At 33.4% G+C, this 20,234-nt stretch carries 12 protein-coding genes; 2 read left to right on the top strand and 10 right to left on the bottom strand.

From position 1 onward, the window contains the following. Window positions 1–9: 9 nt before the first annotated feature. From JOOMADRAFT_RS19100 to JOOMADRAFT_RS19060, 9 genes are all read right to left on the bottom strand, one after another. Entirely contained in the window at window positions 10–2,997 is a 2,988-nt protein-coding gene (locus JOOMADRAFT_RS19100) for a SusC/RagA family TonB-linked outer membrane protein (protein ID WP_008616328.1), read from the bottom strand. Window positions 2,998–3,890: 893 nt separating this feature from the next. After that, window positions 3,891–4,763 carry a sugar phosphate isomerase/epimerase family protein gene (locus JOOMADRAFT_RS19095; protein ID WP_008616327.1) on the bottom strand — a complete coding sequence of 291 codons (873 nt, stop codon included), beginning with the start codon at window positions 4,761–4,763 and terminating at the stop codon, window positions 3,891–3,893. Between the two features lie 338 nt (window positions 4,764–5,101). Beyond that, window positions 5,102–5,617 carry a hypothetical protein gene (locus tag JOOMADRAFT_RS19090; protein WP_008616326.1) on the bottom strand — a complete coding sequence of 172 codons (516 nt, stop codon included), beginning with the start codon at window positions 5,615–5,617 and terminating at the stop codon, window positions 5,102–5,104. Between the two features lie 280 nt (window positions 5,618–5,897). Beyond that, window positions 5,898–7,070, bottom strand: coding sequence for a T9SS C-terminal target domain-containing protein (locus tag JOOMADRAFT_RS19085; protein WP_008616325.1), 1,173 nt, complete (start codon window positions 7,068–7,070; stop codon window positions 5,898–5,900). Window positions 7,071–7,125: 55 nt separating this feature from the next. After that, window positions 7,126–8,016 (bottom strand): hypothetical protein, encoded by an 891-nt coding sequence (locus JOOMADRAFT_RS19080; protein WP_008616324.1) that lies wholly within the window; start codon window positions 8,014–8,016, stop codon window positions 7,126–7,128. A gap of 31 nt (window positions 8,017–8,047) precedes the next feature. Beyond that, window positions 8,048–8,851 (bottom strand): immunoglobulin domain-containing protein, encoded by an 804-nt coding sequence (locus JOOMADRAFT_RS19075; protein ID WP_040880305.1) that lies wholly within the window; start codon window positions 8,849–8,851, stop codon window positions 8,048–8,050. Window positions 8,852–9,409: 558 nt separating this feature from the next. Next, window positions 9,410–11,350 carry an OmpA family protein gene (locus JOOMADRAFT_RS19070; protein ID WP_008616322.1) on the bottom strand — a complete coding sequence of 647 codons (1,941 nt, stop codon included), beginning with the start codon at window positions 11,348–11,350 and terminating at the stop codon, window positions 9,410–9,412. Window positions 11,351–11,368: 18 nt separating this feature from the next. Next, window positions 11,369–12,292: a PorP/SprF family type IX secretion system membrane protein gene (locus JOOMADRAFT_RS19065; RefSeq protein WP_040880368.1), complete on the bottom strand. Its 924-nt coding sequence runs from the start codon at window positions 12,290–12,292 to the stop codon at window positions 11,369–11,371. A 25-nt stretch (window positions 12,293–12,317) separates the two neighbouring features. Next, the gene (locus JOOMADRAFT_RS19060; RefSeq protein ID WP_280985330.1) at window positions 12,318–16,169 is read right to left on the bottom strand and encodes an Ig-like domain-containing protein; all 3,852 of its coding nucleotides are present in this window, start codon (window positions 16,167–16,169) and stop codon (window positions 12,318–12,320) included. Window positions 16,170–16,225: 56 nt separating this feature from the next. Here JOOMADRAFT_RS19060 and JOOMADRAFT_RS19055 point away from each other — a divergent pair, with 56 nt between their 5' ends. Together JOOMADRAFT_RS19055 and JOOMADRAFT_RS19050 are read left to right on the top strand one after the other, a co-directional pair. Beyond that, entirely contained in the window at window positions 16,226–16,504 is a 279-nt protein-coding gene (locus JOOMADRAFT_RS19055) for a transposase (protein ID WP_008611014.1), read from the top strand. Beyond that, window positions 16,501–17,349, top strand: a complete 849-nt coding sequence (locus JOOMADRAFT_RS19050) for an IS3 family transposase (protein WP_008611013.1) — start codon at window positions 16,501–16,503, stop codon at window positions 17,347–17,349. The genes JOOMADRAFT_RS19055 and JOOMADRAFT_RS19050 overlap by 4 nt, the downstream gene beginning before the upstream one ends. Here JOOMADRAFT_RS19050 and JOOMADRAFT_RS19045 read toward each other — a convergent pair. Continuing rightward, window positions 17,344–19,092, bottom strand: a complete 1,749-nt coding sequence (locus JOOMADRAFT_RS19045) for an immunoglobulin domain-containing protein (protein WP_008616318.1) — start codon at window positions 19,090–19,092, stop codon at window positions 17,344–17,346. The two genes, JOOMADRAFT_RS19050 and JOOMADRAFT_RS19045, sit on opposite strands and share 6 nt — an antisense overlap. Window positions 19,093–20,234: the final 1,142 nt, after the last annotated feature.

Here is a 20,234-nt window from a genome sequence, read left to right as displayed (position 1 = left end):
CACTCTGTTTTAAAGTGAAAGGTTTAGACCTAATGATATGGTTCTCACTACTGGGTAATTATTTGTCCAGTTTTCGCTTCCTCTATACGTTTGGTCACTCTCAGGATCCCATCCAATCCAATCTGTAAAAGTATATAGGTTTCTTCCTGCTATATAAAACATCAAGTCATTAATTCCATATTTCTCCAAATGTTTCCTTGGAATTCTATAACTCAATCTCACATCTTTAATTCTAACATAACTGGCATCTCTAGGGTAACCATATCCTCTTGTGTTTCTATAGCCAATAGAAGGCCATTCGTTACTTTGGTTCTCTGGTGTCCAATATCCAACATCTTCTGGTGTATTTCTACGGCCAGCTTCATCTCCATAATTTATATCTGGATTCCCTTTAAACACTCCTTGAGACGTTTGAATAAAAAAGCTAAATGTTAAGTTTTTATAAGTTAAGGTATTAGTAATCCCTCCAGTCCAATCTGGTAAACTAGTTCCTAAATACGTTCTATCGTTTTCAGGGTCTATTACCCCATCTCCATTAAGGTCGGCAAATTTAATATCTCCAGGTTGTGCAGTAGGATCAACGCCAGAAGGATCTTCTCCTTCTTGCCAAATTCCGACCATTTTATAGTCGTATATTGCGTTTAGGGGTTTTCCTATAAACCATCTATTAGCTATATCATCTTCTCCATCTCCATAAATTTCCAACAATTCGTTCTTAAAAGTTGAAAAATTAATATTGGTTTCCCACTGAAAATTTTCATTTTGAATATTCTTTGTATTTAACGTAAATTCAAAACCTGTGTTTTGCATTTCTCCTAAATTATCCCAAATCTGATCGGAACCAGTAATTGCAGGAATACTTCTTCGCAATAAAATATCTCTAGTTTTACTTCTATAAGCTTCAATACTTCCTGAAATTCTATTACGGAATAAACCAAAATCAAGACCAACATTAAAAGAAGAAGTAGTTTCCCAATTTAAATTAGCATTTCCTAAACCATTTATATAGGTCCCTATTAAAGCGCTTCCTCCAAAAGGATATAAAACAGTACCCGCTGTTGTTACTGTTTGTCCAGCATCTACCGCCTGATTTCCAGTTTCCCCGTACGACAACCTCAGTTTTAACTGATTCAATGTTTTAGAGTCTTCTAAAAAATTCTCATTATGAATATTCCATCCTAATGCTACAGATGGAAACACCCCATATTTACTTGTATTTGCTCCAAATGCAGAATAACCATCTCTTCTGGCAGTTAATGTTAGTAAGTATCTGCTGTCATAAGAATAATTTATCCTTCCCATTTGAGACAATAAAGTAGATTCCCAACTTTGCGAAGAAGCAGAAATATTTTGTGCAGATTCTATATTGTTATAAGAAAGTTCATCATTTATAAATCCAACTCCAGTAGCAGAAGATTCGAAAAACTCATTTTTTTGCGCACTATACAATGCCGTTAAATCTATATGATGTTTTCCAAAATCTTTACTATAAGTTAATATGTTCTCAATTACCCAGTTAGTTTCTTCTGAATCGGTAATGGTGGCTGTCCCATTTTGGTCGTTAGCAGCCCTTCCTTCATAATTAGCATAATGATATGGATTGCTTGTATAAGAAGCATTTACCCTGTATTTAAGTCCTTTAACAAAACTAGGAGTAAGTTCGGCATATACTGTTCCAGAAAGGTTTTTATCTTTTTGAACTCTATCTGTTGTTAAACCAAGTAATGGATTTTCCCACAACTGCTCTGGAGCCATTGGGAAGATAACATAGTTTCCATTTTCGTCATAAGGAACCGAATAAGGGCTCATGGCAGAGCCGTTTAAAAGGTTTGCTCTACCCCCACCAAAATCATTATTAGCATAAAAGGCATTCATTCCTACTTTCAAGAAATCTGTTACGTCTAAATCCAAATTGGTACGTAAATTAACTTTTTGAAATTCGTATCCTTTTATCACCCCATCTTGATCCAAAAAGCTCCCTGATACAAAATATTTAGCGGTTTCAGAACCTCCTCGGATGCTTAAATTATGTTCTTGAATTGAACCAGCACGTGTAGTCTCATCAACCCAATCTGTAGTTCTTCCCGCATTATAATTATCAATTTCAGATTGGTTTAATAAAACCCCTGTTTGTTCCAAACCACGCGCTGTCATGTAATCTTGATACTTTTGAACATAAGCTTCTGGACTTCTAGGCTGTAAAACATGAGAGATACTCTCCAATCCTGTGTAAACAGAATAATTAATGGTTGGTTTCCCAGTTACCCCTCTTTTGGTTGTTATTAAAATAACCCCATTAGAACCACGTGTACCATAAATAGCCACTGCAGATGCATCTTTTAAAATTTCTATAGATTTAATATCTCGGGTATTAATATCGTTCATCGAGCCATAAAATGGAGTTCCATCTACTACTATAAACGGACTCGTATTGGCGTTAATGGAGTTAACCCCTCTAATTTGTATGGAACCAGTACTTCCTGGAACCGAAGAACCTTCTGTAATATTAAGTCCTGCTGTTGTACCTTGGATAGCTTGAGTAACGTTAGTAACAGGAAGATTTTCAAGCCTATCTTCTGGAACCGAAGAAACAGATCCAGTTACATCCGAACGTTTTTGGGTTCCGTAACCTACTACAACTACTTCGTCTAATTGTGCTAAATCTTCCTCTAATGTTACATTTAAAGTTGTTTTTCCATTTACCGAAATAGATTGTGTTTTAAAACCTATGTAAGAAAATTCTAAAATTGCATCTGGTGCTACCCCACTCAATTCATAGAATCCATCAAAATCGGTTACAACTCCATTATTGGTTCCTTTTACTACCACACTAACCCCAGGCAATGGGGCATTATCGGTACCAGAAGTTACAGTTCCACTAATTGGAGTTTGCATTAGATTAGAATTCCTTTCTGCCGCTGTTATAGAGGTTATCCCTATTAGTAAATAGAGAAAACAGCAAAAGAAATAACTTTTGTTAGTTTTTTTTGTTTTCATTTCTTAGTTAGTTTATTAATAATTATTTAACGTTTATTCGATTATACCTCAAATTCAATCGATTGAATTTTTTAATATAACAGAAATTTAACATCGTAGGTTTTGTAAATGTATAATTTACTTTTAAAAAAACAATAGAAATAATTAAAAAAGTGTTATTTTAACATTTATAATGTGTACGAACCTTATTTATGATGAATAATTAATTCCTAATTATTGTTGTGCGATAAAGGTTAACGAAATTTATTGAACGCTACTTATATCTAGGTTTAAATGAGGTTTTCAAAATAGCCCCTTGCTATTAATAAAAATGAATAAAAAGAAGATTGTAGGAATGTTATTTCTTTAAACTACTTATTTTATGATAGTTAATATTTAGTCTTTGTTTTTTCTTACAGCAAAGCGTTCTTGTATTTCTTACGGACATTAATGACTCCTATTAGAAATGCTGCCTATTAGTTGTAATAGATGTTTTATTTTATACTGAAAGAAATAAGGTAATTTCCTGTAAGAAAGAATTATAGCTATTGGAAAGAAATACCTGAATATAAGGGTTTAAAATCAAGAAAAAGTGGTCGTTTAAAGAGTAATTTGTAGTTGTCGAACTTGTCGAAGGATTTTATTGAGAGTTAGTAGCTAAACTTCGACAAGCTCAGTTTGACAACAGGACAAGCCCAATTTGAAAACAAAACAAGCTCAGCTTACAAAAAGAAAAAATTAGTTTGAAAACAAGACAAGCTCAGTTTACAAAAAGAAAAAATCAGTTTGAAAACAAGACAAACCCAGTTTTTGACGACAAAACATGCGCCTATAACAATATAAGTTAGATAACACATACAGCTTAGGTACTTTCTTATACAGCCATTTTTTTTAAGATAAAATTTCTGATACTCCTACAAACTAAGAAGTTCCATATATTTAGCATCATATTCTAAACTCTCTAATGAAGAGTTTGGATATTCTTCTTGTTCTACTATGTAGTATTTAATATTACTTTTTAAGGCAGCGTTTAAAGTGTCTTTAATATTTACAGTACCTTTTCCTAAATCGTTTTGCAACGGTTTCCCGTCTTTGATTGTATAATCTTTAATGTGACATAATTCATAACGATCGCCATATTTTTTTAAATGATCTTCTGTATCTACACCCGCTACATCAATCCAACAAAGGTCTAATTCAAACATTACGTAGTTTGGATCTGTATTTTCAATTAGATAATCTTGAGGAAGTTTTCCTTCTAAAGGTTTGAACGAATAATCATGATTATGGTATCCAAATTTTAATCCAGCTTTACTAACCTCTTCCCCTACTTTATTAAGGTTATCTGCAACTTGCTTCCACTCATCCCAATTTTTTTGAGGACCAAGATATGGGCAAAGCATATATTTTAGACCAGCACCTTTGGCCATTTCTATATTCTTTTTTAATGTATCTGAATTGTTAACCACATCAAGATAATTAAAATGGGTACTCACCATATCAACCCCAATATCTCCTAAAAAAACTTTCATTTCTTTTGGAGAAAGTCCCCATAAAAATCCTTTTTCTCCACTGTAACTTTCAAACTGTTTATACCCCATTTTCGCCAATTTGGTCATTACTCCTCTTGGGTCATCTGGCAATACATCTCTAACACTATATAGCTGCACTCCAAATGGATTAATGGATTTATTATTTACAATACTTGCCATTAAATTTGAAGTGCTCAAGGTATATACCCCAGCTGTTACAAGTCCAGTTTGTTTGATAAATTTTCTTCTGTTCATAATTAATTATAATAGGATGGTTTACTCATTTGGATTAAATATAGTAAAACTTACTAAATTGATTTAAACGAAAACTAAATTTGTCTAAAAATACCCACCATACAACCATATTCATTTAAAAAAATAAAAATATATATCACAATAAACTAACTCAAGGTGAGCCTAGGAGGTATTCAAAGGAAAATAATTTAATCCATTTCGACGTAGAACTTTTCAAGATACTCAGGACATGCTCTGGGAATAAAACCCACAATGCGGGATTTAAACATATTCTTTAAACAACAAAAAAGCTGCCTAAATATCTAGACAGCCTCATTTTATTTATATAAATGATTTTATTATTTTTCGGGAACTCCAATAACATTAACTTCTTTCCCCGCTTTAAATTCGATTGTTTTTAAACGGTTATCTCCTGGAAGCTTAAATATAAGAGCTGGAGTTGTACTAAACGATTGTTCTTCGCCTTCTGTAATTTCATATTCAATAACAGCTCCAGAACCTATTCTTTCTGTATCCTCAATATCTATAGTTGTTTGTTTATTGGTTTCTGGTAAAATAATAACCCCTACTCTATTCTTACTAAAATCAATTGGAGTTACTTTATTATTCATGGTTTTAGCTACCCCAAATTTTTGATTAAATTCTTTTTCATTGTCAATAGTATAAAATTGAATTACATTTGGTGTAATTTCTTTCTTTGGAAAATAATTTTCAACCACTTCTACTTCCATATTCTCTGGTTCTCCAACCCTAGTAAACTCACTTTCACTACTGTTTTTTTCTCCTTTTTTATCGCCACAAGCCACAATCATTGCTGTAGCAAATACAGCTAATACTATTTTTCTAATAATCATAATACTTTTTTTATTACTTAACACGCTTTATATCAATTATTTAAAAATAAATATACTGAATTTTATAATTTCTAACCTTCATAAATTTATTTAGTTCTTATAAAATCAATAGTAATGCCAAAACTATACATCTATTCTACCTTCTCATATGACATATATCATAATTATAATCATTGTATTAATTAATTGAGGAAACTCCTTAAAATTTATCGACAATCAATATCCTTAAAAATTAATGAATAACAGTTTATATATACTCTTGGAAAAGAAGATGAAGCTTTTAATATCCAATAAAAATCCAACCTGTTATTGGTTCAGTATCGCTTCCTAAATCTAAATTATAAAAATATACTCCTGGAGGCAGGCGTTCGCTTTTATTAAGCATTCCATTTACATTAATAAATCCATCCCAGCTATTATCGTACGTTTTTTTATGATATACTAACGTCCCATATCTGTTATAAATTTTAAGTACATTTTCTGGATAGTTATCTATAGAATCAATTACAAAAGTATCGTTCATTCCATCATTATTGGGAGTAAAAATATCATGTACTATTATGCCTAACGGATTTACAGAAGCAGTTGAAACATTGTTTTGTATTTCAAAATCTTCTGGTTCTGAATAAACTAAGCTTACTTGGTTCTGATAATCGCCTTTATTAGCAACCTTCACTTTTATCTTTAAATTTTCTTGTGCCTTGGATGCTAATTTTGGGATACTCCAAATACCTTCTGCAACCTTATAAATTCCCGCACTAGATTGATGTTCTTGATAAATATAACCAGATGGCAATTCTTCCTTAACTATAACATTTATAGCTGGAATATTGGTTGTATTAAAAACTGAAATAGTAAAGTTTACAATAGTTTCATAAGGAACTTTTACTTTATCTACTTCTTTCTGTATTGCTATGTCTATACAGGCATCCATAAATACCTCAACAGCATAGCTAACTTCTGAACTCAGACTTGAAGCATAATACATTTTACCATCTTCCAAAAGTGTGGTTGCAGGTAAACTTACATTCCGCTCTTTAGTTGAATGCCAAATCAAATCATTTACTCCAATATCCAACTCCATAATAGTTGGTTTTGCCTTCTCACAAAAATGAAGCGCTGTAAACTTTTCAGAAGTTTTGCTATACCTAACCTCAATGCTATTTGATAAAACAGACCCACAGTTATAATCGTTATACGCTATAGCCTTATAAATCCCTTCTTTTATTACTGAATAAACACTATTTGTTGCATTCTCAATAACTTCATTATTTCGTAACCATACATAATAAGTGGTGCCTTCTGAAAAAGCATTTAATTGCACAGATTCTCCAGGACTAATAGTTATTTGTTCATTTTCTGATTGCGCATACGCTTTCTCAAAAAAACTTGCAATAACCACTAGCATCCCCAGATATATTCTGAGATAATATAACGAATAAGGAGTTTGCATAAATTAATTCATTGTAAAACAATAGCAAAATCAAATTTTAATTTATGGAACTCTCTTAATTGGTAATGTTACCAATTGAAATAGTTGGAGCTCCTGGAACAGCTGTTATAGTAATTTCAAATGGATCCCCTGTAGAATCTTTAATATTTCCAACATAGGTTATATAACTTCTTGTGCCATCATCTGTTTTTACCACATACTTAACTTCCACATAAAAAGTATAGGTTCCAGGGTCTGTTATAGAAATATTATAGTTATTTACAGCGGTTCCAAGATTAATTGGATTAGCTGTTCCTCCTTCTAAAACTGCATACCAATTATAGCTAACTTCAAAATTACTCCCTAAAGGATTGCTATACCCGTTTGTATTTGCACTATAATCTGCTGTAATATTGGTTACTGAAAGATTTGTAGGGGTATCAAACACATTGTTTGCGCAATACTCTTGCGGATTATCATTTAAAGTTACAGTAGTAGTAATATCTAAAGGCGATAATACAAAAAGGATTATATCCTGATATTCTTCGGATTGACAAATAACGGTTCCTCCTTCATTATTTACCAAACCATATACTCTATATTTATGATATCCAGGAGCAAGCTGTGCTAAAGATAAATTTGCAGTTGTTTGGCCAGATACTATATTCTCAGTCCCATTTTGCAATACTAAATACCATTGATAAGAGTTGAATACATTCCCATTTCCATCATCTAAACTAGCAGTTAGTGTAATTGAAGGGCCACTTGTAGCAGGGTTGTAAAATAATACAGCGTCATTAATAACTGTTACGGTGGTAGCATCACTATTAATTGTTCCAACATCCAGATGTGTAGGTGTTGAAATGGACGCTTGTGGATTTGGCGCAGTTTGCGCATAACTCTGAAATGAGGTTAATAACCCTATTCCCAAAAGAGTTGTAAATAAAATTTTGTTGAACGTTTTCATTTTTTTACATTTTAGATTAATGCTTAATTATTTAATTCTGATTTATATTGATTTCTATAGCTGGATTCCCTGGTTTTAAATATTTTGTTATCTGAATAAGAGTTCTAGATGATGAAAAATTGGTGGCAGTTTCAACAGCTGCTACATAATAATTCCCACTCGTCAAATTTGCAGCGTTAAAAGAAATAACTTGACTAGTACTACTTCCTACAAGATTTCCACCTGTAAGAGAATCATATAATTTATAGGTATAGTTGGGTTGAAAATTATTTATTCCTACAGCTCCTATTTCTCCCTCACAAATAGCGATACTGGTATTTACAAGAATAGGAGGTGCTATGAAAAAAGCGTAATAAAGCCTAGCAGATATTGAAAATCGTGAAGAAGTACTTAATCTTAAACGCAAACCATCACTTTCTTCACTAGATCCAGAAATTGGTATTGAAACTTCTGTTGCGTTAGCGCCACCATTTGTGGTAATGAGGGCTGCCAATGGAGCACTTGTATAGGCGGTTCCTACTGTTCCATTAATTCCTCCATTGGTACGCTGAATAGCTATTTCGTCTGTCAGCTCTGAAAGCATTATAGTAGATCCAAACTTTATAATAATAGGTGAGGTAGGTCTTGGCCGAAGAACCCCCGTAAACTGAAGATTTTGTTGCGCAAAAAAAAGTCCACCAAAACCCACTCCAATATTTAGTGTAGAGTAGTTGGCGTAATCTGCATCTATTGCCCTGTTCTCATTACTTATACTCGCAGAAAGTGAATGGCTATTTTGTTGTGTAGTAGCATAAACCCTTTGCCCATATACGTTTGATGAATATATTACAAGCATCCAAATGAATAGTGTAATATACATTTGATGATAACGCAATAGATTATACAATGCGTTGACTATATATGTTCATAACCCGATTTTATATAATATTAATCTTCTTTTTATTAAAAAATTTAATCGTTTTTATATAATAATTCAGGTGTGGTTTATTACTTTGGTTCTGGCGACTAATTTAGTAAACAAAATCAATACTATCGTAAAAATTCGTAAGAATTTTACGATGGTTAGTTGTCTTTCAATTAAACCTATTTTTGGCGAATATACTTCATTACAAAAGAGATTCGACGTATTTTAGATTTTATATAATTCAAAAACGAGAAAGAAAATTGGGGAGTATGCAACATATTTATCAGAAGTTGTTCGAAAATATTCTTAAAAATAGAACTCCTAGTTTATACCTTATAAAGAATGAAAATGAAGTTCTGAAATTATTATAACATTCGTATTATTATCTAAAGCACATATGCATTTCACTCTTAGGATAAGTGATTAAAAAAAAGTGACTGTCATAAAAACATGCTTTTTTAGACAGTCACTTTCTATATTTTAGAGGATTTAAAAGTCTGGTTTATTCTCAACTATGATAAAATTGGACCTTCGGTTTAAGGAATGTTCTTCCTCACTGCAACTTACCCCATTTGAACATTTATTTTTTAATTTACTCTCTCCAAACCCTCTAGCACCTTCAATTCTATTTGCTTCAATTCCGTTTGCAATAATGTAACGTTTTGTATGCTCTGCTCTAGAATTTGAAAGGCTCATATTATAACTATCGGAACCCCTAGAATCGGTGTGAGATTCTATCATTATATGAAGCGTTGGAAATTCTTTCATAACATATAGCACTTTTTCTAGTGCTACTTGCGCTTGTGGGGTAATATCGGCTTTGTTATACTCAAAATAGATAGGATCTACATCTATTTTTAAATCGTTGCCCTCTTTAACCGTTAAACTTTTTAAAGAAGTTAGGTATACATCATTCCCTCTTAGCGCTACTTTAGGATCTTCTGTAGTCTTTGCATATATTTTTTCTGATGTATAATCTGGCTTAGAAAATGTTAACTGTTGTTCCATTTTAAATGGAAGTTCTAGTTCATAATATCCACTATCTCCTGTTTGTATAGTTTGTGTAACAGCATCATTAAGAATATCTTTAACTTCTACAGAAACTCCTTCAAGTGGCTCTTTTGTTTTTTCATCATATACATGCCCTGAAAAAGTTTGAAATAGTAAAGGTTCTTTTTTTCTGAAGTAATAAATATCATCATCTCCTTTTCCTAAACTTCTATTAGAAGCAAAATAACCTGTACGATTGGTAGGGTTATAAATCAAACTAAAATCGTCCATATTACTATTTAAACTCCCGCCTAAATTTAACGGAATCTCATAGCTGTTTTTCCCTTTAATCTTACTCTCAAAAATATCTAACCCTCCTAACCCATAATGCGCATCTGATGAGAAATACAACGTACTATCTGTAACAAAAGGAAACATTTCTCTTCCTGGGGTATTAATAGTTGGCCCTAGGTTTATTGGAGTATTTGTTTTTCCATCTTCAAAAATTTCAGTGTAGTAAATATCAGACGCTCCATAACCACCAGGCATATCAGATACAAAATACAAATACTTCCCATCTGGAGAAATTGCAGGATGCCCACAAGAATATTTCATACTATTAAAGCTTAGCGTTTCAATATTGGTAATATTATCTCCATTAATATACCCTCTAACAATTTCAAAATTTGAAACTCCTTCCTTATTAGTTTTTAGCTTTTTATTAGTACTATAATTTCTTGTAAAATAAACAAACTTTCCATCTTTACTAAAGCATAATGTGGCATCATGGAAATTGGATTTTGATTTTAAACTGAATTTTTTTGCGTCTTTCAGTTCTCCATTTTCCTTGTTTTTTTCAGCAATATAAAGATCCAAATACGGCTGATTATTCCATGGATATAATTTATCCTTTGTAACACTTGTATCTCTGGTGGATGAGAAAACAATATAATCTTTATAATATATCGGAGCAAAATCTGACATCTTGGAGTTAATAGACACATTCTGAATCTTGTAAAGAGAATCTGACACTTTTATTTCGTCAAGATTTCTTTTCTGAATGGTTATTGTTTCAATTCTACTGTAATCGTCGGCATAATAATCTTGAATAAGACGGTTTGCCTTCTCATAATCTCTACTGGATTTTGCGGACTGTAAATACTTTATAAAAGTACTTTCCTTCATCCGTTCGTTATTTAAATTATAAAGTTTATCATACCATACATACGCATTTTGGTAGTCGGCAATATTAAAATAGCTATTTGCCAAGCGTTCCAATGCATCCGGATTTAAGGTAGTGCTCTTATCTATAATTTTTTTATATTGATCTGCTGCTGCTTCAAAATGATATTCAGCATAAAGTTCGTCTGCTTTCCATGTATTATTCTGGGCATACATTCCAAAGGAAAGGAAAGCGATAAAGATTAGTATTTTTTTCATAATAGTAGTTGGTTTTGGTTAGAAAAATCTAGGTGATTTGGCTCTTCTATTCGAGTCTGGTAAGGTATATTTTAATATAATTTCGTGTGAACCATCATTATATTTATTAAGCTCTGTGGTTGCATAATCAAACGCATAACCCGCAAAAAAGCTTCTTGATATCTGAAAACCAAGCATAGCACTCATTGAATCATTAAATCGATACGCTGCACCAACACTAAATTTATCTTGGATAAGCGCATTTAATGATAAATCTACCGTTATTGGAGTTCCTTCACTGTATTTAAGCAACGTAGATGGTTTAAGTTTTACATCTCTACTTACCTGAAAAACATAACCTCCCATCAAATAAAACTGCGTTGTTTGGTCGATTACAAGTTCTTCATCGTCATTATATGTTTCGGTTTTTATAAAATTAGGAGTAGAAAGTCCCACATACCACTTATCACTATATAAATAAGCACCAGCTCCAATAATAGGTCTTATATTATTTACATTATTAGAAAGAATTGGATCTTGAGTATTGGCATATCTTCCTTCAGACCAATCCACGTTTAATATATCCAACCCAGCATTCATCCCAAAGGATAAACGAGCGTTGTAACTAATAGGAATATTGTATGAAAATACTCCGTTTATATCCAGTTCGTTAGATGGTCCAATATTATCGTTAACCATAGTAAGTCCAACACCTATACGCTGTCCTACTTTTCCACCTACCGTTAAGGACTGTGTAGAAGGAGCTCCATCGATACCAACCCATTGAGAACGATGAAGTAACCCTACCTCTAGCCTATTATCGGCAACATAACCAGAGTTTAATACGAGCGTATTATACATATATTGCGTATACTGTGGTTGTTGCTGCGCAGTTGCTTTTTCCGTTATTAAAAAGCCTAAGAGCGTTATAAAAATTAATTTATATTGAATTGAATTTTTCATGAAATTTTGTTTTGAGGTTTTTGGTTTATTTTGCGATGTATAACCATCCTGATTTATCTTCTCCCAATTCATCTATTTTAAGGGAATAAAAGTATACCCCTGCAGGAAGTTTTTTACCCTTATCTACAGCACCGTTAACATTTGCGGTTCCATCCCAATTGTTTGAATATCCAACGGTTTCATAAACTTTGTTTCCGTTACGATTAAAAACTCTCAGTTCGTTAGTTGGATATTTCTCAATACATTCTATTCTGAAATAATCGTTATAACCATCGTTATTAGGTGTAAATTCGTTAAAAACAGTCAAACAACTCAGTTCGATAATTACTTCCGAAGTATTATTATCAGTATTATCATCTATAGGCGTAGTAGTTCTAATTGATGCTACATTGGAATGAACTCCAGTAGGAACTACTTCAACACTAAGTGTTAAGGTTGCTGTCTGGTTTGCCTCTAATAAATCTATTTCCCAAACCCCATTTGAAGGATTGTAGTAACCTCTATCTGTAGTATGAGTTTTATATATAAATCCTGAATTTATAGTTTCATCAATATTAACATTAGTAAATTCAGTTTCTCCATTATTAGTTATAAGAATGGTAAACTCTATGGTTTCTCCCACTAACGGATTTATATTATTTACAGTTTTTAAAATATTGATATCCGATACAGGAAGACTTTCTATGGTTAACTCGTTCGTAGTGACATCGCTTTCTGTATTTCCTAAACCATCTGTAACGGTAGCTAAAACATCATAAACTCCTTCGGCTAATGCATTCGCATCTGGTACTTGTAACGTCCAGGTGTTGTCTCCATCATCGGTAAGATTCCCATCGCCTTCGGTATAGGTATTCCCATCTAGAACAACTACTAAATCATGTACAGAATCTGCAGTTCCTGTAATAGTTGGCGTAAGATCTGTAGTAGCAATTTGATCCACAGTTGGTGTAGTTGCAGGGGGAGCGGGTGGCGTAATTGAATTTAATGTTAACTCATCTGTAGTTACATCATCTGCAGTATTTCCTACACTATCCGTAACAGTAGCTTGCACATCATAAACTCCTGCGTCTAAAGCATTCTCATCTGGTACTTGTAACGTCCAAGTATCATCTCCATTATCGGTAAGATTCCCATCGCCTTCTGTGTACGTATTTCCATCTAGAACAACTACTAAATCATCTGCAGAATCTGCTGTTCCAGTTATAATTGGCGTAGGATCTGTAGTAGTTATTTCATTTATAGTAGGGATATTAGGATCTTCATCGTTATTCCCAACTATTATAGATAACTCATTAGTAGTGGCATCTGTAGAAGATCCACCAGATGTATTCATTGCGGTAGCTATAACATTGTATACATTAGGAGTTAATACATTACTTGTTGGAATTTGTAAAGTCCATGTATCATCTGTATTATCTACTAAACTTCCTGCTCCTTCACTATATGTAAAACCATTTACAGTAACAGTAAGTTCATCTGCAGAGGTTGCAGTACCCGTAATTACTGGTGTAGTATCATCTGTAGTTAATTTATTCACCGTAGGAACAACAGGCATTACAATTGTTGTATCTATAGACAACTCGTTAGTGGTATTATCTGTAGAAGTATTTCCCATATCATCTGAAGCCGTTGCAATAACATCATAAACTCCATCGGGTAGCTCATTTGCTTGCGGTATTTGAAGCGTCCAAGTACCATCCGTATTATCGGCTAAATCCCCATCGCCTTCCGTATAAACAATACCATTAACTTCCACGGTAAGATTATCTGAAGAATCTGCTGTACCAGTTATGGTTGGTGTGGAATCGTTTGTTGCCAATTCATTTACTGTAGGCATGGTAGGAAGTTCCGTATTAATAGTTAGCTCGTCTGTAGTGGCATCAACAGAAGTATTTCCTGCTAAATCCATAACAGATGCTAACACATCATAAACTCCATCTGGAATTGAGTTTGCAGAAGGAATGGCAAGCGACCATAAGTTTGTACCGCTATCTCTCAGTCTACCATCGCCTTCCGTATACGTAATTCCATTAACCGTAACACTTAATTGATCTTGAGAATCTGCAGTACCCGTTATTGTTGGAGTAGAATCGTTAGTCATTAAAGTATTCACTGTTGGTACTGTAGGCACCATAGTGTCTATAGTTACTTCATTAATTGTTGTATCTGAATTTGTATTTCCAAATTGGTCTGTTACAACTGCTTCTACATCATAAAAACCATCTGGAAGAATATTTGCATCTGGAATTTGTAATGCCCATGTATCATCTCCATTATCGGTTAAATCTCCATCCCCTTCCGTATACGTAATTCCATTTATTTTTACAGTAAGCACATCCCCAGAGCTTGCTGTACCTGTAATTATTGGAGTTGCATCTGCCGTCATTAATTTATCTACTGTTGGCACTGCTGGAAGACTTGTACTTATAGTTAATTCATCCACCGTAGCATCTGTGGCGGTATTTCCAACTTGATCTGTAGCGGTAGCAGCTACATCATACGTTCCATCTGGTAATGCATTCCCATCAGGGATTTGCAATGCCCAAGTGTCGTCTCCATTGTCGGTTAAATTTCCATCCCCTTCCGTATAAACAACTCCATTTACATCAATGGTTAAGTCGTCTTCCGAGCTTGCTGTACCAGTAATTAATGGGGTGGTATCATTTGTAGCTTGAGCATCTACAGTTGGCGTTGCAGGTGGTGTTGTATCTATAGAAAGTTCGTTTATAGTACCATCATTAGCCGATAAAGCGCCATCGCTTACAACAGCTTTTACATCATACATTCCATCTGGGATTAAATTAGCATCTGGAATCTGTAATGCCCAAGTATCGTCTCCATTATCGGTTAAATCCACATCGGCTTCTAAATAAATAACCCCATTAACTTCCACCGATAAATCATAAATAGATTCTGCGGTTCCTGTTAGTATAGGAGTGGCATCATTAGTTGTTAAAAAGTCTACCGTTGGAGCATTTGGAGCTAAAGCATTTATAATTAACTCGTCTGTAGTAGCATCTGTAGCTATATTTCCTGCAAGATCTGTTGCAGTGGCAACTACATCATACGTTCCATCTGGAATGGCATTGGCAGCAGGAATTACAAGTGTCCATGTATCGTTTGCATTATCGGTAAGATTACCATCGCCTTCCGTATAAGTAATTCCATTTAGTAGAATAGTAAGCTCGTCTTCCGAGGTAGCAGTTCCAGAAATAGTAGGGGTACTACTATTAGTTGTTAATGGAGTTACTGTTGGTATCTCTGGAGCTGTTAAGTCTATAGTAAGTTCATTGGTAGTGGCATCATTAGCCATATTTCCTGCGGAATCTGTAGCAGTTACTACTACATCATAAATCCCTTCTGGTAAATCATTCCCAGCAGGAATTTGCAAAGACCAAGTATCATCGGTATTATCTACAAGATTCCCATCTGCTTCAGTATAAGTTACTCCATTAACTACAATACTTAAATCGTCGGAAGAATCTGCCGTACCCGTTATAATAGGAGTGGTATCATTTGTTTGTTGAGAATTAACCGTTGGTACTGTTGGTAATGTAATATCCAACGTATACGTTTCTGTATCGGTAGCATTACTTGTACATGTACCATTATCTGTTTCTACAAAAGCTTCAATGGTTAAATCTGCATCTGCAATTAGATCACTTCCATTTACAGGAATACTAAAACTCAAATCTGTTTCAAGATTTCCAGTGTATTCCATTTTATTAATAATAAGTGTTATCATGTCTCCAGCTTGTGCATCGCCTCCAGCATTTCCAGAAATAGGAATGGTGGTTTGAGACTCCGAAATATTAATTACATCATCGGCAGTAATATTAGCATCTAGTGTAATGGTAGGATTTAATGTATTAGTAATATAATACTCCCCAAATTTAGGACAGGAAATTAAGTTGTAATTTTAACCCTGTCAATATGAAAACATCAAGAAGAAAATTCAGCGCATCCTTTAAGGCCAAAGTAGCCATTGAAGCGATAAAAGAGCAGACAAGTATACCTGAACTTGCTGCCAAATTTGAATTGCATCCAGCCCAAATATCCAATTGGAAGCGAGAGTTTTTAAAAAACGCAGAACTTGCTTTCGAGTCCAAATCAGAAAAAGATACTCCAGCTGTGGATACCGCACCGCTTTATAGTAAGATCGGTCAATTACAAGTTGAGAATGATTTTTTAAAGAAAGTCTTGGGCAAATGAGTACTACTGAAAGAAGACAAAAGGTAGTAAAATCTCATCCAAGGCTGAGTCTTGCACAACAATGTAAAATCCTTAACATTCATCGCTCTGGTCTGTATTATAAGCCTAAAAGTGAGAGTCCATTGAATTTAGAACTGATGAAGGCAATAGATGCGCAGTTCCTGGAACACCCCTATTATGGAGTCGAACGGATGACTGATTATCTCATCCTTGATCTTGGCTACCACGTAAATGTGAAAAGAATAAGACGGCTGTATAAAATTATGGGATTACAGACCATATATAGAAAACCTAAAACCACCATCAGGGATCCTAAAAACTATAAGTACCCTTATCTCTTGAAGGGCTTAGTAATAGACCGCCCTAACCAAGTATGGCAGACTGACATCACCTATATTCCTATGTTCCGTGGCTTTATGTATATGAATGCTATCATTGATGTATATAGTAGAAAAATACTTAATTGGAGTATTTCAAACTCAATGGACAAACAGTGGTGTATCGAGCTTCTTAGAGACACTATCGCTCAATATGGCAATACGGAGATCCATAACTCCGATCAAGGGTCACAATATACCAGCTCCGAATATATTGAAGTGCTTAAAGAACATGATATTCAAATATCTATGGACAGCAAAGGAAGAGCTTTGGATAACATTTTTATTGAGCGCTTCTGGAAGTCTCTTAAATATGAAAAGATCTATCTAAACCCACCAAACGGAGGTCTAGATCTCTATCAAATGGTCACGGAATATATTGAATTCTATAACACCAAAAGAAGGCATACTGAAATAGGAAAAGTACCACCTGATCAAATTTATAATACAAAAAGAATAGCATCATAAATAATTAGATATATATTTAAACTGTCTTACAGATGGGGAGTAGTGTATAATTACATTTACAGTTGCTGTAGCTAAATCGCCACTTGCATTACTACATCCAGTGTCTGGATCTGTAATACTTACAAAATAATCAATAGGAGTATCGGTAGCTGTTAGTCCTGCTATGGTGAGTTTTCCTTCATTATCTATTGAATAGGTTACAGTTCCTTGTGTTAAACCGTCTGTTATTTGTGTTGTTTTATTGGCATCAAAATACCAAGAATAAGTTCCATCAATACTACTAGCAGGAACTAAAATAACATTACTAGACTCACAAATATCATTTTCAGCGCCAACTATAGAAATAGCTGCAGCGGTAGGTCTTTCTATAGCTGATACAGCTACAGCTACCCTAGCAGATTCGGTATCACAACCCGGTGTTGCTGCGGCTACATAAAAAGTTGTATCTTCTGTAATTGCTGGCGTTGTAAATGTCTCTCCAGAATTTACTGTGCCAAGTAGATTTCCATTTGATGGCGCATCATACCATCTCAACTCCAAATTATTTGGTGTTGTGTTTGCCAATAAATCTGTAGTACTTCCTGTACAAACCATTTTATCTAGAGAAGCAGCATCTATAGTTGGTAAAGCAGGTGCTCTTGTTACTCCATAAAGATTTAAACTTTGTGCTAGTTCAACGTTTAATAAAGAGGTATATCTAACCGTTACCCTATCTATTGGTACACCTGGACTAAATGGAATGGTTGAAGGAAGATTTTTATTTGCTTCAAGCTGAATTAAAGATAGTAAATCAACATTTAATAAGCTTGAAAATGCAACATCTTGAACTACTTCTCCTTTATTACTAGCAATAATTCTAATGTTGTCTAAAGCACCTACAGAAATAAGTGATGGTGATAATTGTAATTTTATGCTATAACTATCGGTACTATTTGAAGAACCTTCAAAGTAAATAGATTGCTGAATGGACGCTAAAACACCCAGAATTCCTAAGTTGAGTTCTGAGTAGTTATCTGGATTATCATCAATAGCATTTCTTGGATTTACCACCCCTGCTTGTCCGAGATTTAATAGGTCTAATGTAATCCCGCTACCGTCAAACGAAGTAAAAGCAGCATCTGCACATACTGATGGGTTTGAAACGTAGTAGGTTTCAAACATTCTTAAACTTTTGGTATTTCCCAACCCTATAAGCGAGCCTAATCTATTGGTAAGTCTTACCCTATTATAAGCTTGAGCGGGAGTTATAGCAATAAAATATTCTCCTTGGCTATTAATTACAATTCTAAGTCTATCTCCTGCAAAATCATTATCAATTTCTGATTGACCTTGTAATATTGGAGTGGTTCCATTTAGCGCTTGTACCGTAAATTCTTGGTTTCCGATAAGCACTACCCCAAGTACATCCGATAAGAGTCCGCCTAAACTTCCTCCTAATAATGCTGGTAACAAATTGTCATCGGTAGCTATCTTTACATACGACGTGGTATTAGCTGGAACAGTTGTAGGAAATTGAACTTCCAAATTTCCAGAATACGCTCCAATTCCTATAAGTAATCCTGAACTTGCCCTTATGGACGCATTTGTTGAAAAATCTGTATCAATTGCATTAGTTGCATTGTCTACATTACTTTCATTCGTAATAGAATTGGTGAAATTTCTTGTTTGGGAATGGACATATTGGTTAAATAAAATAAGCAATAGCATCCCAAAGATAAGCTTTGAAATAGTAGTTTTTTTCATTGGTTTATAGTTTACGTTGGTTTATCGTAAATCTGAGGGAACACCAATTAATTCAATACTTAATAAAATGTAATCCGCTATTTTAATGACAATTTTTTAATATGACTTTTAAAAAATTATCACAAAATTGTAGTAAGATTTTTACTTGGGCTTTTAAGCAGCTAAAAAAACGTTGTTTAAGTCGGTTTGTTAAAATCTAAATGACTTTTGCTCGTAATAAAAGTGATGAAATTTCTAGTTTGGAAATAAACATATTGGTAAAAAAATAACCGATAGTCATCCCAAGATAAGTTTTGAAGTAGTAGTTTTTTTTTCATTGGTTTATGGTTTACGTTGGTTTATCGTAAATCTGAGGGAACACCAATTAATTAAATACTTAATAAAATGTTATTCGTTATCTCTTCTGATAATTCTTATACATACATTTTAGAATTATCACTTAAATCGTAGTAAGATTCCTACTTGGGCTTTGTAGTATATACGAAGTTCTATCTAAGTCGGTTTTGTTAAAAATTTGTTAATTTTATTCTGAATGAAATTGAAGAAATTTCTTGTTTGGGAATAATTGTATTGCTTAAACAAAATAAGCAATATCAACACCATAGTTAGATTTGAAGTAGTAGTTATTTTCATTGGTTTTTGGTTTAGGTTGGTATACGTAAAATATGAATAAACATCAATAAATTCAGTATTTTATATAATATTATTCGTTATTTCTACTGATAATTCTACAACATATATTTTTTAATGACTACAAAATAGTAGTAAGATTCCTACTCTAAATTTAAAGTATATCCGAAGTTCTGTTCATGTTTATTTTGTTAAAATAATGTTAAAATTAATTAATTTGGTTTTGAACATATAAATAAGTTTAATTAGTTACGTTTTTTAAATTAAGTAAAAAATGAAACACTCTAGAAATTAACGTATTACAAATTTATTAGGAATAATATTGTTAATATAATATTTAAAGTAGCGAAAAATTATTAAAGTAACAAGAGAAGTCGGAAGTTGGAAGACCGAAAAAGCAGTGTTCAGTGTTCAGTGTTCAGTGTTCAGTAGACAGTAGACAGTAGGGAGTCGTTGTATTTAGTAGTATGTAGGAATTTTTTTTCTTTATAACATCGTAACTCCATAACTTC

This window comes from Galbibacter orientalis DSM 19592, assembly GCF_000260115.1.
Taxonomy (GTDB): Bacteria; Bacteroidota; Bacteroidia; order Flavobacteriales; family Flavobacteriaceae; genus Galbibacter; species Galbibacter orientalis.
This window is presented reverse-complemented; position numbering and strand designations above follow the sequence as displayed.